The sequence below is a fragment of the Pedobacter sp. 10L46_2 genome (genome assembly GCF_056395165.1).
Map to the genome: position 1 here is coordinate 21,099 of NZ_JBFTIZ010000001.1, position 25,396 is coordinate 46,494.

Below are 25,396 nucleotides of genomic sequence, written 5' to 3' on the forward strand. Positions count from 1 at the left end.
AATATGTTTGCATATATTGATGGTAAGTTGACCTTTAAATGCCCCGCGTATATTGTAGTGGAAGCCGGTGGCGTAGGCTACCATATTAATATATCTCTAAACACATACAGCAGTCTTGCTGATGCGGAGCGATGTAAAATCTATACATGGCTTCATATTAAAGAAGATGCCCATACTTTGTATGGTTTTGCTGATGAAGGTGAAAGAAGGTTATTTCTGCACCTGATTTCGGTATCTGGTATAGGACCAAATACAGGAAGAATGATGCTTTCATCCATTACCCCTAATGAAATTCAGTCGGCTATTATCAGCGGCGACCTTCCGCTTATACAACGTATTAAGGGGATAGGTGTGAAATCTGCACAAAGGCTTGTGCTTGAGTTGCAGGATAAATTAAAGAAGGAAGGAACGGGGTCGTTAATTGCGGCCCCTTTAAACAATACTGTAAAGGAAGAAGCTTTATCGGCTTTAATGATGCTCGGGTTTGCTAAACCTGCATCTGAAAAGGCAATTGATAATGCAGTGAAGGTGGGTGGTCAGGATCTATCAGTAGAACAAATGATTAAGCTAGCCCTAAAAAATTTATAACTTTTTTTACTCTTGAAAAACAAATTAACGCTAATATTATCTCTCCTCTTGGTTATACTCTTTTGGGGAAAAAATGCTGTCTCTCAGGTAGTGGTTGGGCGGGCTGCCACTGATACGTCAAGAAATTTATTCGGGTTAAAAGAAAAGCAGCGGCTGGGAATAAGGCCACCGTCAAATTCCTTTAAGCCCTTGCCGGAAAATGTGAAACGTGAGGTTGAGTATGATGCCATAAATAAAAGATACATTATTAGACAGCTGGTGGGCGATAAGTTAATAGCTGCCCCTCAATACCTAACCATCGCCGAATATCAGCGGTTGATAAGCAGTGAAATTAAGCGTGAAAACTGGAGGACACTTTCGAATGAGGAGATCAATGATGTAAGAAGAACCGGGATCATTCCTAGTTTGAGTATCAATAGTAAAGCCTTCGAGAAAATATTTGGCGGGAATACGATCAATATCCAACCGAGGGGGGAAGCGGAACTTACCTTTTTGGGTAGAATAAACAGAAATGAAAACCCCCTGTTTAATGAACGCCAGAGGGTGCAGGGTAATTTTGACTTTAACCAGCGGATCCAGATGGATGTGATTGGTAATATCGGTACCAAGCTGAAGGTTAATATGAACTACAATACTGAAGCTCAATTCGATTTTGAGAACCAGATTAAGTTGGATTATACAGGTGGTGATGATGATATTATAAAGAAAATAGAGGCCGGTAATGTGAGCCTTCCTTTAAATACGACCTTAATTAGCGGAACACAAGCCTTATTTGGGATAAAAACACAATTGCAGTTTGGTAAACTGAACGTAAATACTGTTTTTACCCAGCAAAAATCGCAGTCGAGAGAAATACAGATTAATAATGGTGCACAGCAAAACGAATACAGGATCAGTGCAGATAATTACGAAGCAAACAAACACTATTTCCTTGCCCAGTATTTCAGGGACAATTACAATAAGGCCCTATCCAATCCGCCTACCATTACTTCGGGTGTTATCATTACAAAAATAGAAGTATGGGTTACCAATAAGGCCGGCAATACTCAGGATTCCAGAGATGTTCTTGCCTTTATGGATTTGGGAGAGAACAGGCCATACAATGCTACCCTGACCGGAGGAACCTCAGTACTGCCTTCGGCATTTAAGAATGCTCAGTTTCCAAGGCATTCAAATAATTTGTTGGATAGGTTGCCGGCAGATGCGAGACAAACCAACTCTAATGCAGTTATTTCTTTCTTTGAGCAAAGCAAGGGAACAGACAACTACGCGAAACTCACTTATGCCAGAAAACTAACTGAAAGAGAGTTTACCTTTCATCCTAAACTGGGTTATATCTCCTTAAATAATTCCCTGAATACAGACGAAGTGCTTGCCGTTGCGTACCGCTATACTTACAATGGGGTAGAATATCAGGTTGGTGAGTTCACTACCGATGTTCCATTTGACCAGGGGAGCCCTAAAGTTTTGTTCGCAAAGTTATTAAAGAATGAAACGACTAAAGTTAACCTGCCTACATGGGGACTGATGATGAAAAATATTTATTCTATAGGTGGATACCAAATCAGTCAACAAAACTTTAAGCTGGATATCTTTAGAATAGACGAGAAAACAGGTATTGAGAGACCAGTTATTACTGAGGGTGAGAAACTGGATGAATTTAAGCGGCCACTAAAAGATAAGTTATGGATACAGGTAGGGGGTTTGGATCGTTTAAATCAGCAGGATGAAGCAAAACCGGATGGGATTTTTGACTTCCAGGCAGAGAATAACCCTTTTAATTCAAATTCTAATCAGAACTCCTCAAACACATTTGGGAACAATAGTGCTTTTAACAATACCAATACAATTAATAATACCAATGGAAATACGGCCTACGTGCTTTCAAACACAAAAAATGGATACATTACTATAGATCCATTAAATGGGAGAATAATTTTTCCGCTTGTTGAGCCATTTGGAAGAGATCTGGCCAGTCAGTTTTTACCAACCGAACAAGCTTTTATTGATAAATACACTTACACTGCATTGTACGACTCGACCAAGGTTGTGGCGCAGCAATTGTTTACCAAACAGAACCGGTATATCATTAAAGGAAGTTACCAATCTGATATTGCCTCGGAGTTTAGCTTAAATGCCATCAATGTGCCGGAGGGATCGGTGAGGGTTTTTGCCGGAACAATTCCTTTACAGGAAGGAGTGGATTTTACAGTAGACTACCAGGGAGGAAGGGTGAAGATATTGAATACGGGAATTTTAATATCAGGCCAGCCGATAAGAATATCAACAGAAAATAATGAACTTTTTGGGTTGCAGCAGCGGTCGTTATTTGGGGCAAGGCTGGACTATAAAGTAAATAATAAACTGAATTTGGGAGGTACAATCATGAACCTTTCTGAAAAACCGCTAACACCAAAAGTAAACATTGGAGAGGAACCGATTTCCAATACCATATGGGGGCTGGATATTAATTACAGTTCACCCTCAAGGTTTTTAACTAAGCTGGTTGATAAATTACCTTTCCTTTCTACCAAAGCCCCTTCGAGCATTACCTTTTCGGGAGAGTTTGCCCAATTGTTACCTGGCCACCCGAATGCGCTTAACTTTGGAGGTCAAAAAGGTGGCGTAAGTTACCTGGATGATTTTGAAGCCTCGAGATCAATAATAGATCTTAAAAGTGCTGTAGCATGGCAGTTATCGGGTACCCCTCAACTGTTCCCTGAATCAAATTTGACTAATGACCTTGCGTACGGCTACAATAGGGCGCGTATTGCATTTTATAATATTGACCCGACCTTTTACAATAGGAATGCGAGTAATTTACCTGCCAGCATAAGAAGCAACCGTACAGAATTGTCGAATCATTATGTGCGCGAAATTATAGAGCAGGAGGTTTTCCCTTTTAAAGAAACAAGTACCGGTCAATCTATCACCCTGCCAACTTTAGATGTTGCTTTTTATCCGACGGTGAGAGGACCTTATAATTATGCACCAACAGGATTTGGTTCTAATGGTCTGTTAAATAATCCTAAATCGAGATGGGGTGGTTTGTTCAGAAGAATTGAAACCAATGATTTTGAGGCTTTGAATATAGAGTTTATAGAATTATGGGTTATGGACCCAAATATTTATAAACCAAATTCTGCCGGAGGTGATTTGTATTTTAATGTTGGAAATATTTCAGAAGACATTCTGAAAGACGGACGTAAATCATTAGAAAATGGGTTGCCTGCAAATGGAGATCCAAGTAAATTTGATGAAACAAATTGGGGCAGGGTACCTAAGCTGCAACCGGTGGTTCAGGCATTTGACAATGATCCAGCTGCCAGAAGAACCCAGGATGTAGGGCTGGACGGGTTGTCGAATAATGATGAACGTGCCAAATTCGCCTCGCTTATTAATCAAATAAAGGGGCAGTTAAATCCTGATGCTGCTGCTGAATTAGAAAATGACCCATCATCAGATGACTATTCCTATTATCGGAGTAATGCACTCGATCAGGCTGGTGCCGGAATTTTAAAACGTTACCAGAGATATAATGGTACTGAAGGAAACTCTAAGACCCCTGAACAATCTCAGGAAGATTTTGGTGTAGAGAATTCAGCTTCTACTTCTTTACCGGATGGAGAGGACATCAACAGAGATAATAACATGACCCAGTCTGACGAGTATTTTCAATATAAGGTATCTATGCGTCCGGGAGATTTAATGGTTGGACAAAATTTTGTTACTGACAAGGTGACCTCGCAGGTTAAACTTGCTAATGGACAAACACAACCTGTTACCTGGTATCAGATCCGAATTCCATTGGCACAATACCAGCAAAAGGTTGGAAATATCCAGGATTTTAAGTCGATTCGTTTCATTAGAATGTTCCTGACCAATTATGCCGATACCACTGTGCTAAGGTTTGGAAAGATCCAATTGATAAGAGGTGAATGGCGCCAGTATAATGCAAATAACGATCCTGCACAGGTAATTGTTGATCCGGTGTTACAACCAATAGGAGCCGATAATTCGACAATTGAAGTAGCCACAGTGAACATTGAAGAAAATGGAAAACGTACCCCAATACCATATGTTGTTCCTCCGGGTATTGAAAGAGAACGCGATTTCAGCAATTATCGTGGTGATACCAGGCAGAATGAACAGTCGCTGGCGGTAACGATCAAAAATTTGAGGGATGGATACGGAAGAGCTACATTTAAAACCGCTATTAATGATTTCAGATCATATAAGCACTTGGAAATGTATATTCACCTTGAAGCCCTTGGGAGTAATGTGCTGAATAATAATGACCTGAGTGCCTTTTTAAGAATTGGGACCGATAATCAGGATAATTATTACGAGTACTCACAACCTTTAAGGGTTACCAATCCGGGAACAAGTGATCCTTATGCCATCTGGCCGGACCAGAATAAACTGGATATTGAACTTGAGATTTTTCAAAAAGCCAAGATAGCCAGAAATAAAGCTATGCTTAACGGGCAGCCATGGCCGGTAAATATCCCCTATGAATTTATCGAAAATGGGAAAACAATTACCATAAAGGGTCAGCCTGATATGAGTAAAGTCCGGGTTTATATGCTTGGTGTGAAAAATCCACTCAGGAATCCTGCAAACCCTGGTGAGGATGATGGGCTGGATAAAAATGCGGTGATATGGTTTAATGAATTAAGGTTGACGCAGTTTGACGAAAGAGGGGGGTGGGCTGCAACTGCAAGGATGAATGCACAACTGGCAGATTTTGCGGATGTAAACATTTCGGGAAGTAAATCTACGATTGGATTCGGCTCCCTGGAAAAACGAGTAAGCGAAAGAAACAGAGCTGATAATGTATTTTTTGATATCTCCTCGAGCATGGAACTTGGCAAGTTTTTACCTAATAAATCGGGGGTAAAGATTCCCATGTTTATTAGTTATTCAAGTCAGATAAGTACACCGCAGTATGATCCGAGAACGCCGGATATTGAATTGAAAACTGCGTTGGAAGGGGCCACTAAAGCAGAGAAAAAAGAGATCCTGAATTACGCACAGGATTATACTACACGTAATAGCATCAGTTTTACAAATGTAAGAAAGGAACGTACCGATCTTGATAAAAAACCTAAGCTATGGGATGTAGAAAATTTAAACGCAAGTTATGCCTATACTAAGTTTGCACATAGGGATTTTATTAATCAGAATAATATTCAGCAGACTTACAGGGCATCGTTGGCCTATAATTATGCCGGTCAGTCAAAAAGCTATGAACCGCTTGCCAAGATCATTAAATCAAATACGCTGGCATTATTAAAAGAGATCAACTTTAGCTTATTGCCTAATTCCATAAACTTTAGGATTGATCTGGACCGGTATTATTCAGAAAACAGCCTGCGCAACAATGACCCTAATAATGCCATTCCCATAAACACTACGTTTAATAAAAATTTCCTTGTTACCCGGGTATATGGTATTTCTTGGAACTTTACCCGTTCACTTACTTTAGATTTTGATGCCACCAATTACTCTATCATTGATGAGCCCGAGGGCAGAATTGACGGATTGAAAAGAGACACACTTTGGCAGAATTTAAAGCGACTGGGTAGAACTACAGACTATTCCCACAACTTAAATGTTACTTATAATTTACCGTTAAATAAGATTCCGGGAATGGACTGGTTAAATGTAACTACTCGTTACGGAACTAGCTTTAACTGGCAGACTGAGCCACTATCAACCCTTAGAAACCCACTTATAGATTTGGGGAATACCATTCAGAATTCAAGGATCATTCAGATCAATCCAAATCTGAACCTTGCCAGTCTATACAACAAATTCGGATTTGTTCGAAAGGCAGGTGCCGGGACTACAGATAAGCAATCGGGCACGGGGTTCTTTGTAGGTTTACTTACAGGAATTAAAAATATTGTAGGTGCTTATACGCAGACCAGGGGTATATTTATGCCAGGTTATTTACCTAAAACCAATTATTTTGGTATTGATGATGTGACCGGAGCTCCGGGATTGGGCTTTGTGTTCGGAAGTCAGCGTGACATTAGAAGTATGGCCGTTAATAATGGATGGCTCACTACGGATACTTTACAGACACAGCTTTATGTGAATACCTTGCGAGAGGATTTAAGCTTTACCAGTTTAATTGAGCCCATTCGGGATTTGACCATTACCCTTACTGCAAATAAGAATAGAACATCGAATTTCTCTACGAACTACAGATATGATAGAGACAGTCGTGAATTTGAGAATTTAAGTCCATATACAACCGGAGATTATAGTGTTTCATTTATTTCTTTACGCACCTCATTCTCAGAAAAATCGGGCAGTACGGTTTCTAAGTTGTTTAACCAGTTCATGGCCAACCGACAGGTGATTTCGCAGCGTTTGGGCGCACAAAACCCAAATTCAAGAGGAATGGTTGATGGTTATGCAGATGGTTACGATAAGAATGCCCAGGATGTAGTTGTTTCTGCATTTTTAGCAGCTTATTCGGGCAGAAGTGCCTCGTCAGTTAACCTGAACTCTCTTCCAAGTATTCCTTTGCCGAACTGGCGGTTGAATTACCGTGGATTAACCCGTATTGCTTTCCTTGCGGACCGGTTTAATTCAATAGACATCAGACATTCTTATCGTTCAGTGTACAGTGTAAACAGTTTTAACTCCCTATTGAGATATCAGGAAAGTAACGGATCTGTAATTAGCAGAGAAGATGCTGATGGGGGAAACTTTTTGCCTAAGTTCCAGTATTCTCAGGTAACTATTGCTGAACAATTTGCCCCGCTAATTGGTGTGGATACCAGATTGAAAAATAACATGACGGCTAACTTTGAGTATGGCCGATCGAGATTGCTGGGATTAAGTCTTGCAAACAGTCAGCTCGCTCAATTAACGGAAAACAATATGGTTTTTGGTTTGGGATACAGAACAAATAAATTCAGATTCCCTTTTGGGTTATTTAAAGGATTAAAGACTGATAACAATATGGATTTTAAGTTGGACATTGCATTAAGAGATAATAAGACTGTGATTTATCGTGCAGATATTACTGAGGCAGAAGTTTCATCAGGAGCGCAGAACATAACCTTTAGGCCGAGTATAGATTATGTGCTTAACCAGCGTTTTAATGTGCGGGTATTCTATGATTCTAACGTTACCAAGCCGTATACTTCGCAGACCTTTAACACCTCTTTCAGTAATTTTGGTTTTAGTTTAAGGATTACTCTGAATTAAGGATTGTTATAAACACTGATATTAATTACCTTTGAGCGCGCGCAGCTTATTTAATGTGTTGAGCGGTAAAAGATTTACGAAAAAATAAATTTAGAGAAATGAATTTTCCATCAGAATTAAAGTACACTAAAGACCACGAATGGCTTAGAATTGAGGGTAATGAAGCTTATATCGGTATTACTGATTTTGCCCAGCGTGAGCTAGGCGACATCGTGTACATCGACATAAATACTGTAGGTGACGAAGTGAGCAAAGACGAGGTATTTGGTACTGTAGAAGCGGTTAAAACAGTTTCAGATCTGTTTATGCCAGTAACTGCTACCGTGACAGAAACTAATGCTGCTCTTAATGACAACCCAGAGCTGGTAAATTCTGATCCATATGGACAAGGATGGATGGTTAAGGTTGCAGTTTCTGATCTTTCGGAAGTTGAAGGCTTATTAACCTCGGATGCTTACAAGGCACTTGTAGGAGCATAATTGATGAATAAATTCGGGGAATTAAAATATCAGGTCTGGGCCATTGTATGGACCATTGTAATTTTAGTGCTTTGTAATATGAAAATGCCTGATACCAGTGGATCAGGCTTTTTTTTTGAAGGCTTTGATAAATTGGTTCATTTGGGGTTCTTTTATGTGCTTACTATTCTGTTGTTTTATGGTAAAATAAAACATCAGCATAATTATAGCTTCCGCTCTCTGACCATATTTAAGATCATTGTAATTACAGCAGCACTTGGAGGTGGTATTGAATTGTTACAATGGAAGTTTTTTACTTACAGATCAGCAGAGTGGTGGGATTTTGGATGTGATATGACAGGTGTTTTTATGGGCGTTTTTAGCTATATCTTACTACACAAATCTAATTACAATGAAAAGACGATTTAATTTATTGATGCTGTTAATGTTTGTAGGATTAATTAGCAGCTGCAGCATTTTTAAACCAGGTTGTAAATGCCCAAAAGTTAGCTATTCCAGCTATCCAAGTAAGTAATTGTATCAATTTAACAAGTAGCCCCTTATTTATTAAAGGGCTTTTTTATGACTATATATAAATCCCTGCTTATTTGGATTTATTATAAATTAAGTCTAAATTGCGCCTCAAAATAACACTTATACATAGATGAAACTTTCACAGTTAAATCCAGGAGAACAAGGTACTATCGTAGCGTTTACAGATCTTGAAATGTCTGTAAAATTAATGGAAATGGGATGCTTGCCTGGTGAAACAGTAGAAGTAGAACGTTTTGCGCCACTTGGTGACCCAATAGCTATTCGCGTTGCAGGATATCAACTTTGTTTGCGTAAAAACGAAGCGTCTATTATTATAATTCAATAATAATTTTGGCAAAAGATATTAAAATTGCTTTAGTTGGTAACCCCAACACTGGGAAATCTACACTTTTTAACCTGCTTACAGGATTAAATCAAAAGATTGGAAATTTTCCGGGTATAACTGTTGACAAGAAAGTAGGCTATTGCAAACTAGCCGATAATAAACAGGCTGAAATAATTGATTTACCTGGTACGTATAGCCTGTATCCAAAAAGCAAAGACGAAAGCATCGTATTTCAGGTGTTGGCTGATAAAAATAATTCAAGTCATCCTGATATTGTTGTGCTGGTAGCAGACGCAACAAACCTTCGAAGAAATTTATTGCTTTATTCGCAGGTGGCCGATTTGGGTGTTCCAATGGTTCTGGCACTTAATATGACCGATATGGCCAAAAAAGAAGGAATTGATATCAACATCAATAAACTTTCTGAACGGCTGGGGATACAAGTAGTAGCAATTTCTGCAAGGAGCAATTCGGGCTTAACTGAGCTAAAGGAAGCTATTGATAATACTACAAAAATTGCTACCCAGGTAGCGGGAGCGGATATGCATGTATTGGCGCCAGAGGCTATTAATTTGGTTAAGCAGCGCATCAAAACAGAAAATAATTACCTGTCCTTACAAATACTGCATCAGCACGAGCATCTTAATACATTTTCCCTTCAGGATCATGAAGCCTTTGAGCGGATAAAAGCTGAGCATACCTTTGAATCTTCTAAGTTACAAGCAGCTGAAACCATTGCCCGCTACAGGTATTTAAGCACCATTTTAAGTGGGGTGGTAGAAGATACCGGAGCGGCAAGAAAGTTTGTTTTTAGTGATAAACTGGATTCGGTACTTACCAATAAATTTTGGGGCTTTCTGATCTTCATTGGGATTCTATTTTTTATTTTTAATTCTATTTTCTCCTGGTCGTCTTATCCAATGGAGCTAATTGAATATGCTTTTGTGTGGCTTACTGAATACGGACACCAGCATCTGCCAGATGGTATTTTAACCAATCTTCTTTTAGATGGTGTATTGGCTGGTTTAGGTGGTGTAGTGATATTTATTCCTCAAATAGCGATCCTGTTTGCTTTTATATCTATACTGGAGGATACCGGCTATATGGCTCGAGTTACCTTTATGATGGATAAGATCATGCGAAAGTTTGGGCTTAGCGGTAAATCTGTAGTACCTATGATTGGAAGTTTGGCATGTGCCGTTCCATCAATCATGAGTGCAAGGAATATTGAAAGCTGGAAGGATCGTATCATCACTATTATGGTTGCTCCTTTGGTAAGCTGCTCTGCCAGATTACCTGTTTATACTTTATTGATCTCATTGGTTGTGCCARAAAAGATGGTATGGGGCTTTATCAATTTGCAAGGCTTAACCCTTATGGGGATGTACGTTATTAGTATTTTGGCAGCAGTCGTGGTAGCTTTTGTGATGAAGTTCCTGATAAAGGCGAAAGAGAAATCATATTTCATTATGGAGCTGCCTGTGTATAGAATGCCGAGATGGACAAATGTGATTTATACCATGTATGAGAAATCAAAGACGTTTGTATTTGAAGCAGGTAAGGTGATTATTGCCATCTCTATTATCCTTTGGGTATTGGCAACGTACGGCCCATCTGAAAGGTTTAAAGAAATTGATGATAAATATGCAGCTATAGAAGCCCAAAAAGATAGTGTGCAAATTAGCACATTGGAAAGAGATAGGGCCGCAGAGAAGCTTGAAAACTCTTATGCGGGTATTTTAGGGCATGTGATAGAACCTGCTATTAAACCCTTAGGATTCGACTGGAAAATAGGTATTGCTTTAATTACCTCTTTTGCTGCCAGAGAAGCTTTTGTAGGTACAATGGCTACTATTTATAGTGTGGATAATGATGGGGAGGTTGCTACCATCCGCAATAAAATGCGCGGGGCGCGGGATCCGGATACCGGCCTGCCTGTATTCACATTTGCCACGGCATTTTCCCTGATGTTATTTTATGCTTTTGCAATGCAGTGTATGAGTACTGTGGCAGTGGTATTCAGAGAAACCAAATCCTGGAAATGGCCTATTATTCAAATTGTGTATATGACCGGAATGGCATATGTAGCGAGTCTGATCGCCTATCAACTTTTAAAGTAATTTAATTATCTTGGCCTTTGTGAAAAAGGAGAATATCTTAGCACAATACATGCCTGTTGCCGCGGCTCCAATTATAGCCCGGTGGATAGATTATTTTCAATGTGAATTTAAGATTTCTAAGAACAGAGCAACAAAGCTTGGTGATTACAGACATCCATTTAAGGGTGCCGGGCATAAGATTTCGGTCAATAATGACCTTAATGCTTACGCTTTTCTTGTAACCACTGTTCATGAATTTGCTCATCTGCTAACCTGGAACGACCACAAAAATAAAGTAAAACCTCATGGTGATGAATGGAAACGGAATTTTAAGCGCATGATGGTACCTTTTATTGAACAGAATATTTTTCCTGAGGACGTACAATCTGCAATTGTAAGCTATTTAAATAACCCATCTGCCGCCAGCTGTACTGATTTGAAGTTGTCAAGAGCTTTGAAAAAATATGATCTGCTGTTAAATGTTTCCCGCCTGGAAGAGCTTCCTATAAACACCGTATTTAGCATAAAAGACGGAAGACAATTTAAAAAAGGAGAGCGACTGAGAAAAAGATATCGTTGTGTTTGTCTTGATAACGGGAATACTTATCTTTTTAATCCGTTAGCGGAGGTAACACTGCCCGCTACGGGTACATAAACGGCTTCTTTGTCTCTTACTTCCCATTTTATATTCAATTTTTTGTCCTTATAAATTGAAGGGTCTTTTAACAGACTATCCACATAGCTGTCCGTATCCTTTATTAAAATGCTTGCGGTATAGCCGCCGGCGATTTTACTTTTTAAGAGAATATACCTTTCATCCGGAGCAGATATAACATTATCGAAAACCAAATCAAATTTATCAGCGCCGTTAACTGCGTCGTTTAATAACTTTATGTCTTCATTGTATTCTTTTGTCTGATCGGAAGCTGTTTTCTTTCTGATCTGGAAAGGCTCGGCTTTAAGCGATGTGAGGGTGGCTGAACTGCGGAATTCTTCTTTAAAGGGGATATTATTTCTAAGATAGGTGCGATGATCCTCAAAAACATCTGTTCCCTGTTTGGTTATTTTGGCTCCCTCCCTCAACAAAATCAGGCTATCATTTTTAAAATAGTATTTTTTTATCTCATTGCTTATTCCTTCATCATTTTCGTACTGAGAAAACAATACCGGTTTGCCATTCCAACTGTATTTTTCTACACGCATCGTTGCCTGCCCCAGTTGATAAACCAGACTGATATTCTTTTCATAAGTATTGAGGGTTGCATCAATGGAATCTGCATAAAGCAATATCGAAGCCTCTGTCATTGGAGTGCCAATACGCGCATTAACAAGATCGGCTTGAGGATGCTTAGGACCCTGATTACAACTCACAACAGTTATAGCGAGCAAGGAAAATAGAGATAATGATTTCATACGATGAACTTAGCTTGTGTTTAACTAACAGGCTATTATCATGCCAAGTTAAACTAGTAAGCCAACAGGCGTTTCACGGTATCCGGGAGGCTGCTTTTTGCCAGGAAACTATCTTCAAGCGTTTTGCTCATTGGTATGGCCGTGTCGGCACTTGCGCAACGCATAACCGGAGCATCGAGGTATTTAAAGCAATGTTCAGAGATCCATGCAGCCAACTCGGCGCCAAAGCCACAGGTTAACGTATCTTCATGTAAGATCAGGGCTCTGCCTGTTGTTTTAACTGCTGTGGCAACAGTTTCTTTATCCCATGGCTGCAAACTTCGTAAGTCGACTAGAGTGGCTGAAATCTCAGGATTTTCATCCAGATAAGAGAGTGCCCAGTGAACCCCTAATCCATAAGTTATGATAGTTAGTTGTGTTCCATGTTTTAAAATACTGGCCTTTCCAATCTCTATGTTATAATATCCGGATGGTACATTGCCACTCAAACTACGATAAAGATATTTATGCTCGAAATACATTACAGGATTCGGATCGTCTATAGCGGAAAGTAGCAATCCTTTGGCATCATAAGGGAAAGCCGGATAAACAACTTTTAGTCCGGGGGTTTTGGTAAACCATGCTTCATTGCTTTGAGAGTGAAAAGGGCCGGCTCCAGTTCCTGCTCCTGTAGGCATGCGCACCACAACATCAGCTTTTTCTCCCCATCGGTAATGGGTTTTTGCAAGGTTATTGACAATTTGATTGAAACCGCAGGTAACAAAATCTGCAAATTGCATTTCTACTACAGCTTTATATCCATTTATTGAAAGCCCTAAACCAGCGCCAACAATAGCAGACTCGCAGATGGGCGTATTTCTAACCCTTGCTTTTCCAAATTCCTTTACAAAACCATCAGTAATCTTAAAAGCCCCACCATATTCAGCAATATCCTGCCCCATCAAAACAAGGTTCTCATGTTTTGTCATGCCTGTTCTCAGTCCATCTGTGATGGCATCTAAATAGCGTATCTCTCTTGGTGATCCGGTTGGTTCAGTAGCTTCAAACAAATACGGCGAAAACATGTCGTCAAGTTCTGTTTGTATGTCGACAGTGGGCTCCTGGTCGCGAAAAGCAATTTCTATCTCCTGGTCAATATCTGTTTTGAATGAGGCGCTTATTTCCTGAACTAAGCGCTCTGTAAGAATATTTTGTTCAAGTAAGTACTGTTCAAAGTTTTTGAGGGGATCTTTTGCAGCCCATTTATCGAATAGCTCCTGCGGAATATACTTAGTTCCCGAAGCTTCTTCATGTCCTCTCATTCTGAATGTAAGGCATTCAATTAGGACTGGTCTTGGGTATTTCCGGATAGAAGTAGCTATCGAGTTCAGCGTATCATATACCTCCAGGATATTGTTGCCATCTACCTGAATTCCCTCAATTCCATATCCAATAGCTTTATCTGCAAGGTTTTTGCATTTGAATTGCTCATTTATAGGCGTGGAGAGCCCATAGCCATTGTTTTCTATAAGAAAGATCACAGGTAAGTTCCACACCGCTGCAACGTTTAGTGCTTCATGAAAATCACCTTCGCTTGTTGCCCCTTCGCCGGTAAACACTAAAGTCGCCTTCTCTTTATGTTCAATTAAATCCGCAAGTGCAATCCCATCAGCCAGTGCCATTTGAGGGCCAAGGTGGGATATCATCCCAATAATTTTATAATCCTGAGTCCCAAAATGAAAGGAACGATCTCTCCCTTTAGTAAAGCCTGTAATTTTGCCTTGCCATTGGGCCATTAGCTTTCTTAAAGGAATATCACGGGTTGTAAATACACCAAGGTTGCGGTGCATCGGCAGGATATATTCCTGAGCTTCCATTGCCATAGTACTGCCTACGGCAATAGCTTCCTGACCAATTCCTGAAAACCATTTGCCTATGCGACCCTGGCGCAGTAGGATTAGCATTTTCTCTTCGACCATTCTTGGATAAAGTAGGCGCTTATAGAAATTCAATAATGCGCTGTCACTTTTGTCTTTTCGGTCGAAGGTCATGCTTATAGGTTTTTAGATTCCTTATTTTTTTCTTCCCATTGCTTGGCAAAAGACTTTGGTGATATTACCGGCATGGAACGGTATTTACCCCATATTTTTCTAAATAGATTTTTAAGGAAGAAGTTCTTGATTTTTCCACTCAGGAAATCCATTCTTGATCTTTTTAACATGCCTACGTTCCAGATTTTCCAGCCTACTTCCTCGGCCTTACTATTGTCGTGGTTAGCAGCAGCGTCTCGTCTGTTCAGCAACAACATTTTATGAATGTCTATTTTAACCGGACAAACTTCTGAGCATTTTCCGCACAGGCTTGATGCGTAGCTTAAATGCTTGAAATCTTTCATGCCTTTAAGATGCGGGGTAATAATAGAGCCAATAGGGCCACTGTAAGTAGTATTATAAGTATGTCCGCCAATATTTTTATAAACAGGGCAAGCGTTGAGACAAGCACCGCAACGAATGCAGTATAAGCCCTGACGCTGTTCTTTTTGAGCAAGTAAATTGGTCCGTCCGTTATCAAGTAAGATTACGTACATTTCTTCCGGACCATCAGTTTCTTCACCTCTTCTGGGACCGCTTAGAATCGTATTGTAAACGGTTAGGTTTTGTCCCGTACCATGACTAGCCAAAAGCGGCCAGAAAAGATCAAGATCTGCCATAGAAGGAATGATCTTCTCGATACCCACAATAGCAATGTGTATTTTAGGGAAAGTTGTACATAGCCTTGCATTACCCTCATTTTCAGTTAAAGCAATGCTTCCTGTGTCGGCTATTAGAAAATTTCCCCCGCTAATCCCAATATCCGCTTTCAGGTATTTATCTCTTAAAAGCTCACGAGCCTTTTGGGTAAGCTGTTGAGGGGTATAATCGAGAGGGGTACCAAATTTTTCATGAAATAATTTAGCAATATCCTCTTTGCTTAAATGCATTGCAGGCGTCACAATATGATATGGGGGTTGCCCCAGTAGTTGTACTATATATTCGCCCAGATCACTTTCTAGGGATTCAATATCATTTTTTTCAAGAAAATCATTTAAATGAATCTCTTCTGTAGTCATGGATTTCGACTTAATTACTGTCTTTCCACCATTCTTTTTAATGATATTCAGAATTTCTTTTTGGGCTTCATTGGTGTCGTTTGCCCAAATTACTTTACCGCCTCTACGTTGGAAATTGGATTCGAACTCTGGTAAAAACTTATCCAGGTTCTCCATAACGCGCCACTTAATAACGTGTGCTTTTCTTTTGGAGTTCTCTAAATTTTCAAACTTGGATAATCCGCGTTCAACAGCAAGATTATATTTGCCTATGTTATGATTGATAGTGTTGCGATGTCCTAAATCGAAGGCCTTCTCATCTGCCTTCTCCAAAAATTCCTCTGATATATCCATCGTTTTCACCTGTTTTTATTTACCTATTCAATTCTCAGATATAGCTTTTTAAGGCTTTAAACCATTTCCCCTGGTTTTGAATCTTGTTAGTTTCAAACTTAGATAAAACTATGCAAGTATTCATGAAAAAAAGTAATTTGACTATTACATCTTTGGCGTGCCGTCGTCATTTTTATTAACCACCGGGCGCTTTAATCCATTGGCTAGTTCCCAGGCTGTAAAGTAAACCAATTTGGCTCTTTTGGCAAGCATAGGAAAATCTATCTTGCTTACCTCATCTCCGGGCATGTGGTAATCATCATGTACACCATTAAAATAGAAAATTACCGGAATGCCATGTTTGGCAAAATTATAATGATCAGAACGATAATAGAACTGATTAGGGTCTGTGCGGTTATTATATTTTTCATCGAGATTGATATTCACATAAGTTTTGTTGGCTTTTTTACCAATTCTGTCCAAATCTGAGCTTAGCATGTCTGAACCAATAATGTAAACGAAGTTGTTATCACTTTCGTGTGCCTTGTCGCCACGGCCAATCATATCGATGTTTAAGTTTGTAATGGTGTTTTCTAAAGGAAAGACAGGATTTTCTGAGTACCATTCAGATCCAAGTAATCCCTTTTCTTCACCTGTAACAGTCATAAATAAAATACTTCTTTTAGGGCCTTTGCCTGCTTTCTTTGCTTTAGCAAATGCTTCGGCAATTAACAACACACCCGTTGTACCAGATCCATCATCATCTGCACCATTGTTGATTTTATCATCGCCTTTGGCATCAGGTGTAATACCAATGTGATCGTAGTGGGCTGTGATTATCAATACTTCGCGCTTTAGTTTGGGATCTGAACCCGGCAAAAAACCTAAAACATTCTCAGATTTAACTTTTTTCTCGACCTTGCTTGCGCTTGCGCACACGCTTATTTTAATCTCTTGTGGAGAAGGTTTTCCACTGTCAGTTATTTTCTTTTTAAGTGCGTCGATGTTTGTGCTGGCTCCGGCAAGAATTTTATTTGCAAGTGAAGTCCCTATTGTGATAACAGGCATAGTTTGAGGAACATCCTGACGGTCCATCGTTTCCTTATTCTTTAATGCCATTTCTTCCGATTGGAGATAGCCTTTTAAATTGTCAGGCATATTATCAACAATAGGGTCAATAAGCAGAACTGCCTGTGCCTTTTGCGCTGTCAGATATTTAAGTTTGGCATTTAAAGCGCTGGAATTTCTTATAGATGCAGTAGGGGCGGGAGATCCGGGTTCTCCTGATTTAAAGATCATTACTACCTTTCCGGCTACTGTTTGGCCAGCATAATCGTTGTAATCATCTTTTGTTAGCCCATAGCCGGCAAATAATATGCTGTTGGCATTAAAAGCAAAACCTTTGGTCGAAACGGTTTTGGGCATAATGAAAAAATCAGTTAAAGGTTCGGCCGGTTGACCATCTACTGTTACTATTTGTGAAAGACCAAACGAAACTATGTCAACTGGCTGAAAGTAATCTCCGGATACAGGACCTTTTAAACCAATGGTTTTAAAGTGGTTTTTAATGTATTCGGCCGCCATCCAACCACCTTTTTTCCCAGTTTCTCTACCTTCGTATTCATCGGATGCCAATATTGACAGATGTTTGGAAGCATTATCTTTATTGATGGTCTGACTGAATTTTATGGCATCTTTATTTTGTGCCACTGCAGTACAGCCAATAAGTAATAAAAAACTTGAATATAAAAGCTGCTTTTTCATCTCGGCCGGATTAAATTTCTTAGGTTCTCTTTATTTCGATTGGTTTTTAGCAGGACATTTTTCCAACCCTTACACCATGCCTGCCGCCTTCAAAAGGTGTRTTGATGAAGGTTGTTGCCATTTCTTTTGCAAGATCTTCTGAAACAAATCTGGCAGGAATGCACAAAACATTTGCATTGTTGTGTTGTCTTGCAAGAGCGGCAAGTTCATTGAGCCAGCAAATCGCTGCTCTTATTTGCTGATGCTTGTTTGCAGTAATTGCCACACCATTTGCGCTTCCGCATACTAAAATGCCAAAGGTATACTCGCCACTTTCGACTGCTGATGCTACAGGGTGTGCAAAATCAGGGTAATCAACAGATTGGCTTGAATAAGTTCCAAAGTCTTTAACTTCATAATCAGTTAGGTAGGATTTTAATAGCTCTTTATATTCAAAACCTGCGTGATCTGCGCCTATTGCAATTTTCATTTTTTTATCTATTGACATTTTAAAACTTTGTTATTTAATTAAATATTGTACTAAGCCTATTTTACCTTGGCCACACCATAAATATCTTTATTTCTTTTCTTCTCTATATTTGCAGATATAAAGATACTCAATTCATAAAGCAAGAATAATGGCAGTGCTACAATTAGCATTGTGTATGGATCGGCAGTTGGTGTAACTACAGCTGCTATTATTAAAATAAGAACAGTTGAGTATCTTCTGCTTGCCCGCATAAATGCCGGAGTCATTATACCTAATTTTGATAAGATATAGATGATGACCGGTAACTGGAAAATTACTCCGGAACCAAGCGTTAAGGTCATTACTGACGAAAGATAAGAGTCAATTGTAAAGGTATTTTGAATCTCAGGACTTACTGTAAAATTAGTTAGGAAGTTGATGGATAAAGGGCAGATGATGTAATACCCAAATAGTATACCTAAGAAAAACAGGAATGAAGCAAAAGCTACAAAGCCACTTGCAGATTTTCTTTCGTTCTCGTGCAGTGCTGGTTTTACAAATAACCAAAGTTCAAACAGGAGATAGGGGATACCCAATATGATACCTACCATTACACATGAATTCAGCTGGAGTGTGAACTGTCCGGCCATCTCTGTATTGATGATTTTTGCATCAATTTTTGTAATACAGAACTCCGGACCTATAGAAGGAAAGCGCTCTACCAGCTTACACATCATACGATAGGTCCAAAAGCTGGGGTTTTTTGGGCCCATAATGATCGTGTTGAAAATAAAATCAGTATAGTAAAATGCCCCAATGGTAAGTACCAGAACAATGGCTAATGCGCGCAATAAATGCTTTCTAAGTACGTCAATGTGGTCAAAGAAAGACATTTCCGCTTCTAATGTTTTCCCTTTTTCTTTTATAGCACCAATAAGGTCCCTTTTTTTAGTATCACTCATGTACGTTATTTGTAAAACAAAAATACCATTCTATTTTATTCAGAATGGTATTTACGTTTTAAATCTTATAAATAGTTTTTTCTATTCTGAAAATTCGAAGGTTTCCATAAACTTCGTGGTAAAATTACCAGCTCTAAAGTTAGGATCTTTCATCAATTTTAAGTGAAAAGGTATCGTAGTTTTTACACCTTCAATTACAAACTCACTTAATGCACGCTCCATCGTACTAATTGCTTCCTCACGTGTTTGTGCAACACAAATTAATTTAGCAATCATAGAGTCGTAGTTAGAAGGAATTTGATAACCAGCATAAACATGCGTATCAACCCTTACACCATGACCTCCGGGAGAGTGGAAGTTGGTTATTTTACCTGGACAAGGTCTGAAGTTGTTAAAAGGATCTTCCGCATTAATCCTGCATTCAATTGCGTGCATATCAGGCATATAGTTTTTGCCAGAAATAGGAACACCTGAAGCCACTTTAATTTGTTCTTTGATCAAATCGTAGTTGATTACTTCTTCAGTTACCGGATGCTCAACCTGAATACGGGTATTCATCTCCATAAAATAGAAGTTGCGGTGTTTGTCAACCAGGAATTCAATTGTACCGGCACCTTCGTATTGAACAGCGATTGCCCCTTTGATAGCAGCTTCGCCCATTTTCTCTCTTAACTCAGGAGTCATGAAAGGAGATGGGGCTTCTTCAACAAGTTTCTGGTGACGACGTTGTATTGAACAATCGCGTTCAGATAAATGGCAAGCTTTGCCATACTGATCACCAATGATCTGGATCTCGATATGACGTGGGTCTTCGATGTATTTTTCTAAATATAATCCATCGTTTCCAAAAGCAGCACCCGATTCTTGTCTGGCGCTATCCCATGCATTTTCGAACTCTTCATCTTTCCATACCACGCGCATTCCACGACCACCACCACCGGCAGTTGCTTTCAGGATAACCGGATAACCCATGCCGTTGGCAATTTTTATACCTTCTTTAACACTTTCAAGTAAACCTTCAGATCCGGGAATAGTAGGAACGCCTGCTTTTTTCATGGTCTCTTTAGCCGACGCTTTGTCGCCCATAGAGTTGATTTGTTCAGGTGTTGCTCCAATAAATTTAATACCGTAATCACGGCAAACGGAAGAGAATTTAGCATTCTCAGATAGAAATCCGTAACCTGGGTGAATTGCATCTGCATTTGTTAATTCAGCAGCAGATATAATGTTAGGAATACTCAGGTAAGAATCTTTACTTGGTGGCGGCCCTATACAAACAGCTTCATCAGCAAAGCGTACATGTAAGCTTTCCCTGTCAGCAGTAGAGTAAACAGCTACCGTTTTAATGCCCATTTCTTTACAGGTGCGAATAATTCGCAATGCGATTTCGCCCCTGTTGGCAATTAATATTTTCTTAAACATATATTTTTCCTTTTCGTCATCCTGAAATTTCAGGAGTAGTATTTATTGATTTTTTGTCTTCAAGAATGCTACGCAGTTTATTTCAGGATCTATTTTGAATATGGAGATACCGAAATTCAGCCTGACGGATTAAATTGGTTCTACTAAAAACAATGGCTGATCATATTCTACTGGTGATGCATTATCAACAAGTACTTTTACGATTCTTCCAGAAACTTCACTTTCTATTTCATTGAACAATTTCATTGCTTCAATAATGCAGATTACTTTACCAGTAGAAACCTCGTCACCAACGTTTACAAATAGTGGCTTATCAGGACCGGCTGAGCGATAAAATGTTCCGATCATTGGAGATTTAATGGTAATGTATTTTGAAGTGTCCTCAGTTGCAGGAGCTGCTTTAGTTTCTGTAGCTGACACCGGTTGTGGCGCTGCGGCTGCAGGGATTGCAGACGTAACAACAGGAGCTGGAACAGTAGCATGAACAACTGTTGGGGTCTGATTTGTTTTAATAGTTATCTTGAAGTCTTTTTGCTCAATAGCGACTTCATTTACGCCCGAACGAGAAACAAATTTAATAAGTTCCTGAATTTGTTTGATATCCATTTTTTGGTGTTATTTTAAGAAAACAATGTGTTTTTAGAATTAACTAAGTTATGATTAATTATGATAAAATCATCATGAGTTTGCATTCAAAAAATCTATAAATGCATCTCATAACGACTTAAAAGTCTTTAAGTTGTATTCTGATTAAAAATTTAATACGCCCATTTTAAGTAAACCGAACCCCATGTAAAACCACCGCCAAAGGCTGCAAGTATAATGTTGTCGCCTTTCTTCAATTGACTTTCCCATTCCCATAAACATAGGGGGATGGTGCCGTTAGTAGTATTACCATAGCGCTGAATGTTGATCATCACCTTTTCAGAACCAACTCCCATTCTTGAAGCTGTGGCATCAATAATTCGTTTATTGGCCTGATGAGGTACTAACCAGGTTACATCTTCAGAAGTAAGATTATTGCGATCCATAATTTCAGCTGCAACATCCGCCATATTGGTTACGGCAAATTTGAAAACAGCCTGCCCCTCCTGATAAACGGCATGTTCATGGTTATCAACTGTTTCATGGGATGCCGGTCTTGCAGAACCACCAGCTTTCTGGTGCAAAAATTGTCTGCCTGAACCATCGCTCCTAAGGATAGAGTCCATTACTCCGAATCCTTCTTCGTTTGGTTCTAAAAGTACGGCGCCACAACCATCGCCAAAAATAATGCAGGTAGTACGGTCCTGGTAGTTAATGATGGACGACATCTTATCGCCTCCAACTACTAAAACCTTTTTGTGTTTACCCGATTCAATAAACTGAGCTCCGGTTGAAACACCATAAATGAAACCAGAGCAAGCTGCCTGAAGGTCGTAACCCCATGCATTTTTTGCTCCAATTTTGTCTGCCAGTATATTAGCAGACGCAGGGAAAGGTAAATCAGGTGTAGTCGTACAGAAGATGATCAGTTCGATCTCTTCAGCAGTGATTCCACGTTTTTTAAGTAAGCCATTAACAGCATGAACTGCCATATCTGAAGTGCCTAAACCTTCACCTTTTAGTATTCTGCGCTCTTTTATGCCTGTTCTGGACGTGATCCATTCATCCGTAGTGTCTACAATCGATTCTAGCTCTTTGTTTGTAAGCACGTATTCGGGAACGTAGCCATTAACAGCCGTAATCGCAGCATGAATTTTACTCATTTCTTGATATTAATTATTAAAAGCGGCTTGTATCTTGCCTACCAAGCCTGTAGTAATCATGTCTCTGGACTGTAATATCATATTTTTTACTGCCGTAGGACTAGAAATTCCATGTCCTATAACAACCGGAGCATTTACACCAAGAACCGGGCTTCCGCCGTAGTTCTCGTAATTAAAGCGGTCAAAGAATTCATCCTTTAAACCTCTTTTTAATGTTAGTACATAGAATGATTCTGCAAGTTTAAGCATTACATTTCCAGTAAAGCCATCACAAACAATTACATCGGCCTTATCGTTAAATAAATCCCGGCCTTCTACATTACCTATAAAGTTAAACAGGTTGGTATCTTTCATTAAAGGGAATGTTGCCAAACTCAGCATATTTCCTTTTTCATCTTCCTCACCAATATTCATCAAGGCTACTTTAGGATTGCTTATACCCATTACATTTTCTGCGTACAAGCTTCCAAGAACACCAAATTGTAATAAAGTATCAGGCTTACAATCTGCATTGGCGCCTACATCCACCATTAAACCTACGCCACCGCTAAGCTTTGGTAAAAAAGTAGAAAGACATGGTCTTATGATTCCGGGAATAGTTTTTACACTAAAAACGGCACCAACAAGCATGGCTCCCGAATTACCGGCGCTTGCAAATGAATCAAGTTTACCTTCTTTAAGTAAATTGAAACCTATAGAAATACTGGAATTAGGCTTCTGAACGATAGCCTTAGTGGGATGTTCACCCATACCTATTACCTCCTCGGTATGAACATATTCAAAGAGATCCGGATCAAATCCGTTTTCGGAGAGTAAAGGTTTAATCTGCTTCGTATCTCCAATAAGCACTATCTGCTCATCTGGAGATAACAATGGATGGGCTGCTATTGCTCCTAAAACATTTGCTTTAGGAGCATAGTCTCCGCCCATTATATCGAGACCTATTTTCATAGTAAAAAATCAGTTTGTGTATAAGGTAAAATCACCCTTGTTTCCAGTCTCTAAGTTAAACTTTCAAAGACTTAAAACACAAACTATTTTTCAGAAAATTAACCTATTGAGGTGTTTTCAATAACCAATTTACCGTTGTAGTACAAGTTACCATCAACGTTGTAAGCGCGGTGAGGTGTGTGGATTGCACCTGTTGTTTGACAAGTAGCTAAAGAAGGAGCTTCTGCTTTATAGTGGGTTCTTCTTTTATCTCTTCTACTTTTAGAAATCTTGCGTTTTGGATGTGCCATTGCTGATTTATTTAATTATTATTTTAATTTTTTTAATGCTGCCCAACGTGGGTCATCATCTTGTTGTTCTTCTTCTTCTTTTTGTGATCCGATAGAAAGACTTTCCAGTCTTGCTATCATTTCCTGGTCGCATTGCTGGCCTTCGCCATTTTGCTCGCATATTTTTATATATGGTACAGATACTGTGATGAATTCATAAATAAGTTCTGATACATCGATCTCACTTTCTTTTTTACTAAGAACAATGATCTCCAGATCATCACTCTCTAACTCATCTTCAGCAAATTTTACAATCTGCCTTTCCTGTACGCTTATTGGTGCTCCAAACTCGGCTAAACATTTGTCGCAATCTAAAATTATAGTTCCTTCAATATGGAACTGCAAAATCAGCATTGTTTCTTGTTTGTCTAATTCAACGCTAGCTTTTAAATCACCTTTTTTTACTAAAGAGTATTCAAAAGCATCAAAAAAGCTGTTATCAATCTCAAAATCAAACTGATGTTTGCCAATTTTTAAGCCGGTAAATGGGATTGAAAATTGTTTTAATGGTTTCAATTGTAACAAAATTTTAGCCCGCAAATGTAAGAATTAATTTGACATTTCTAAAATGTTATTGAAAAATAAAATACTCTTAATTTGCGTCATCCTTCATGTCTGCCGCAGTTTCAATAATTTTTCCACCACTGCGCAGTTGATTTTTTAATAATTCTTCTTGTTCTCTGCGGTTTTTCACAATGTGAGTAGCGGCAAAAACGGCTTCTATAAACGAAGTCGGATCTGCAACATTCTTTCCTGCTATATCGTATCCTGTACCGTGGTCTGGTGAAGTGCGTACAATCTTCAATCCAGCACTATAATTAACACCTGTGCTAAAAGCAATTGTTTTAAAAGGGATAAGGCCCTGGTCATGGTACATGGCCAGTACAGCGTCGAATTGCTTATACCCACCATTACCAAAAAAGCCATCGGCAGGGTAAGGGCCAAAGCAAATTACTCCTTTGTCGAAAGCTTCCTGAATAGCAGGTGTAATAATATCGGCCTCTTCTTTTCCTAATAAACCATTGTCGCCAGCGTGAGGATTAAGACCCAGAACTGCAATTTTTGGTTTTTCTATCCAAAAGTCTTTCTTAAGACTTTCATTCATCATTACCAGTTTCTTTACAATTTTGTCTTTAGTAATACTTGCAGATACCTCTGTAATAGGAATATGTCCGGTTACCACACCTACACGAATGTCCTCGCTTATTAAAAACATCAGCACATCATCACTACCGCTGCGTTGTTGCAAGTACTCTGTATGTCCAGGGAAATTAAAAGTATCAGATTGGATATTGTGTTTATTAATAGGAGCAGTTACCAATGCATCAATATTGCCATTAATGAGGTCGTCTGTGGCTTTCTCTAACGATAAAAGGGCATATTTACCGCCAATTTCGTTAGAAACTCCTAAGTCTATTTTAACATCTTCTTCCCAGCAATTGATCAGGTTTGCTTTTTTAGGATTAGCTGCATCAGCGTTATTGATCACATTAAAAACAAGATCATTCATGCCTAATGCCTTACGGTGATAAGAAGCAACTTTAGTATGGCCATAAACAATTGGCGTACAATAGTCCAGGATGCGGTTTTCAGATAAGGTTTTAAGGATAACCTCTAATCCTATGCCGTTTACGTCACCTATACTTATACCGATTTTAATTTTATTGCTCATATCTAAATAGAAAATTTAGCGCAAATTACAGAATT

At 39.1% G+C, this 25,396-nt stretch carries 20 protein-coding genes; 7 read left to right on the forward strand and 13 right to left on the reverse strand.

From position 1 onward, the window contains the following. Window positions 1-3 precede the first annotated feature (3 nt). The 7 genes from ruvA to AC1DDX_RS00130 all read left to right on the forward strand — a co-directional run bounded on the left by ruvA (window position 4) and on the right by AC1DDX_RS00130 (window position 11,907). Window positions 4-588, forward strand: a complete 585-nt coding sequence (gene ruvA / locus AC1DDX_RS00100) for a Holliday junction branch migration protein RuvA (protein WP_068888257.1) — start codon at window positions 4-6, stop codon at window positions 586-588. Between the two features lie 54 nt (window positions 589-642). Further along, on the forward strand, window positions 643-7,815 hold the full coding sequence (gene sov / locus AC1DDX_RS00105; RefSeq protein WP_448105516.1) for a T9SS outer membrane translocon Sov/SprA: 7,173 nt from the start codon (window positions 643-645) through the stop codon (window positions 7,813-7,815). Window positions 7,816-7,913: 98 nt separating this feature from the next. Next, a complete protein-coding gene (gcvH, locus tag AC1DDX_RS00110; protein WP_288882720.1) occupies window positions 7,914-8,294 on the forward strand; it encodes a glycine cleavage system protein GcvH in 381 nt (126 codons plus the stop codon). Between the two features lie 3 nt (window positions 8,295-8,297). Next, window positions 8,298-8,702: a VanZ family protein gene (locus AC1DDX_RS00115; RefSeq protein ID WP_172661939.1), complete on the forward strand. Its 405-nt coding sequence runs from the start codon at window positions 8,298-8,300 to the stop codon at window positions 8,700-8,702. Between the two features lie 235 nt (window positions 8,703-8,937). Further along, complete coding sequence (locus tag AC1DDX_RS00120) at window positions 8,938-9,153, forward strand: FeoA family protein (protein ID WP_048903622.1); 216 nt, start codon at window positions 8,938-8,940, stop codon at window positions 9,151-9,153. 5 nt (window positions 9,154-9,158) lie between these two features. After that, entirely contained in the window at window positions 9,159-11,273 is a 2,115-nt protein-coding gene (feoB, locus tag AC1DDX_RS00125; protein ID WP_477621698.1) for a ferrous iron transport protein B, read from the forward strand. Between the two features lie 49 nt (window positions 11,274-11,322). Beyond that, on the forward strand, window positions 11,323-11,907 hold the full coding sequence (locus AC1DDX_RS00130; protein WP_172662414.1) for a SprT-like domain-containing protein: 585 nt from the start codon (window positions 11,323-11,325) through the stop codon (window positions 11,905-11,907). Here AC1DDX_RS00130 and AC1DDX_RS00135 read toward each other — a convergent pair. The 13 genes from AC1DDX_RS00135 to pdxA all read right to left on the reverse strand — a co-directional run bounded on the left by AC1DDX_RS00135 (window position 11,856) and on the right by pdxA (window position 25,361). Then, on the reverse strand, window positions 11,856-12,665 hold the full coding sequence (locus tag AC1DDX_RS00135) for a hypothetical protein (RefSeq protein ID WP_288882715.1): 810 nt from the start codon (window positions 12,663-12,665) through the stop codon (window positions 11,856-11,858). The genes AC1DDX_RS00130 and AC1DDX_RS00135 overlap by 52 nt on opposite strands. 53 nt (window positions 12,666-12,718) lie before the next feature. Beyond that, entirely contained in the window at window positions 12,719-14,695 is a 1,977-nt protein-coding gene (locus tag AC1DDX_RS00140) for an alpha-ketoacid dehydrogenase subunit alpha/beta (RefSeq protein WP_288882714.1), read from the reverse strand. A 2-nt stretch (window positions 14,696-14,697) separates the two neighbouring features. After that, window positions 14,698-16,086 carry a LutB/LldF family L-lactate oxidation iron-sulfur protein gene (locus tag AC1DDX_RS00145; RefSeq protein ID WP_172661935.1) on the reverse strand — a complete coding sequence of 463 codons (1,389 nt, stop codon included), beginning with the start codon at window positions 16,084-16,086 and terminating at the stop codon, window positions 14,698-14,700. Between the two features lie 144 nt (window positions 16,087-16,230). After that, window positions 16,231-17,829 (reverse strand): M28 family peptidase, encoded by a 1,599-nt coding sequence (locus AC1DDX_RS00150; protein WP_288882713.1) that lies wholly within the window; start codon window positions 17,827-17,829, stop codon window positions 16,231-16,233. Window positions 17,830-17,875: 46 nt separating this feature from the next. Continuing rightward, a complete protein-coding gene (gene rpiB, locus AC1DDX_RS00155; protein WP_216854433.1) occupies window positions 17,876-18,298 on the reverse strand; it encodes a ribose 5-phosphate isomerase B in 423 nt (140 codons plus the stop codon). A gap of 56 nt (window positions 18,299-18,354) precedes the next feature. After that, window positions 18,355-19,239 carry a twin-arginine translocase subunit TatC gene (gene tatC / locus AC1DDX_RS00160; RefSeq protein ID WP_172661932.1) on the reverse strand — a complete coding sequence of 295 codons (885 nt, stop codon included), beginning with the start codon at window positions 19,237-19,239 and terminating at the stop codon, window positions 18,355-18,357. A gap of 81 nt (window positions 19,240-19,320) precedes the next feature. After that, on the reverse strand, window positions 19,321-20,661 hold the full coding sequence (accC, locus tag AC1DDX_RS00165) for an acetyl-CoA carboxylase biotin carboxylase subunit (RefSeq protein WP_172661931.1): 1,341 nt from the start codon (window positions 20,659-20,661) through the stop codon (window positions 19,321-19,323). A gap of 129 nt (window positions 20,662-20,790) precedes the next feature. Next, window positions 20,791-21,267, reverse strand: coding sequence for an acetyl-CoA carboxylase biotin carboxyl carrier protein (accB, locus tag AC1DDX_RS00170; RefSeq protein ID WP_288882712.1), 477 nt, complete (start codon window positions 21,265-21,267; stop codon window positions 20,791-20,793). A 152-nt stretch (window positions 21,268-21,419) separates the two neighbouring features. After that, window positions 21,420-22,409: a beta-ketoacyl-ACP synthase III gene (locus AC1DDX_RS00175; RefSeq protein WP_172661929.1), complete on the reverse strand. Its 990-nt coding sequence runs from the start codon at window positions 22,407-22,409 to the stop codon at window positions 21,420-21,422. Between the two features lie 9 nt (window positions 22,410-22,418). Next, window positions 22,419-23,360 (reverse strand): phosphate acyltransferase PlsX, encoded by a 942-nt coding sequence (gene plsX / locus AC1DDX_RS00180; RefSeq protein ID WP_048903634.1) that lies wholly within the window; start codon window positions 23,358-23,360, stop codon window positions 22,419-22,421. A 98-nt stretch (window positions 23,361-23,458) separates the two neighbouring features. After that, on the reverse strand, window positions 23,459-23,650 hold the full coding sequence (gene rpmF / locus AC1DDX_RS00185) for a 50S ribosomal protein L32 (RefSeq protein WP_048903635.1): 192 nt from the start codon (window positions 23,648-23,650) through the stop codon (window positions 23,459-23,461). Between the two features lie 18 nt (window positions 23,651-23,668). Beyond that, window positions 23,669-24,205, reverse strand: coding sequence for a YceD family protein (locus AC1DDX_RS00190; RefSeq protein WP_172661928.1), 537 nt, complete (start codon window positions 24,203-24,205; stop codon window positions 23,669-23,671). Window positions 24,206-24,281: 76 nt separating this feature from the next. Then, window positions 24,282-25,361, reverse strand: coding sequence for a 4-hydroxythreonine-4-phosphate dehydrogenase PdxA (pdxA, locus tag AC1DDX_RS00195; RefSeq protein ID WP_172661927.1), 1,080 nt, complete (start codon window positions 25,359-25,361; stop codon window positions 24,282-24,284). Window positions 25,362-25,396 lie beyond the last annotated feature (35 nt).

Excerpts from the sequence above, each read along its gene's own strand:
- AC1DDX_RS00150 (WP_288882713.1), bottom strand. The coding sequence starts at position 17,829 with ATGAAAAAGCAGCTTTTATATTCAAGTTTTTTATTACTTATTGGCTGT.
- accC (WP_172661931.1), bottom strand. The coding sequence starts at position 20,661 with ATGTTTAAGAAAATATTAATTGCCAACAGGGGCGAAATCGCATTGCGA.
- accB (WP_288882712.1), bottom strand. The coding sequence starts at position 21,267 with ATGGATATCAAACAAATTCAGGAACTTATTAAATTTGTTTCTCGTTCG.
- tatC (WP_172661932.1), bottom strand. The coding sequence starts at position 19,239 with ATGAGTGATACTAAAAAAAGGGACCTTATTGGTGCTATAAAAGAAAAA.
- AC1DDX_RS00140 (WP_288882714.1), bottom strand. The coding sequence starts at position 14,695 with ATGACCTTCGACCGAAAAGACAAAAGTGACAGCGCATTATTGAATTTC.
- AC1DDX_RS00130 (WP_172662414.1), top strand. The coding sequence starts at position 11,323 with ATGCCTGTTGCCGCGGCTCCAATTATAGCCCGGTGGATAGATTATTTT.
- pdxA (WP_172661927.1), bottom strand. The coding sequence starts at position 25,361 with ATGAGCAATAAAATTAAAATCGGTATAAGTATAGGTGACGTAAACGGC.
- AC1DDX_RS00175 (WP_172661929.1), bottom strand. The coding sequence starts at position 22,409 with ATGAGTAAAATTCATGCTGCGATTACGGCTGTTAATGGCTACGTTCCC.
- AC1DDX_RS00115 (WP_172661939.1), top strand. The coding sequence starts at position 8,298 with ATGAATAAATTCGGGGAATTAAAATATCAGGTCTGGGCCATTGTATGG.
- rpmF (WP_048903635.1), bottom strand. The coding sequence starts at position 23,650 with ATGGCACATCCAAAACGCAAGATTTCTAAAAGTAGAAGAGATAAAAGA.
- AC1DDX_RS00120 (WP_048903622.1), top strand. The coding sequence starts at position 8,938 with ATGAAACTTTCACAGTTAAATCCAGGAGAACAAGGTACTATCGTAGCG.
- AC1DDX_RS00145 (WP_172661935.1), bottom strand. The coding sequence starts at position 16,086 with ATGGATATATCAGAGGAATTTTTGGAGAAGGCAGATGAGAAGGCCTTC.
- plsX (WP_048903634.1), bottom strand. The coding sequence starts at position 23,360 with ATGAAAATAGGTCTCGATATAATGGGCGGAGACTATGCTCCTAAAGCA.
- gcvH (WP_288882720.1), top strand. The coding sequence starts at position 7,914 with ATGAATTTTCCATCAGAATTAAAGTACACTAAAGACCACGAATGGCTT.
- AC1DDX_RS00135 (WP_288882715.1), bottom strand. The coding sequence starts at position 12,665 with ATGAAATCATTATCTCTATTTTCCTTGCTCGCTATAACTGTTGTGAGT.
- ruvA (WP_068888257.1), top strand. The coding sequence starts at position 4 with ATGTTTGCATATATTGATGGTAAGTTGACCTTTAAATGCCCCGCGTAT.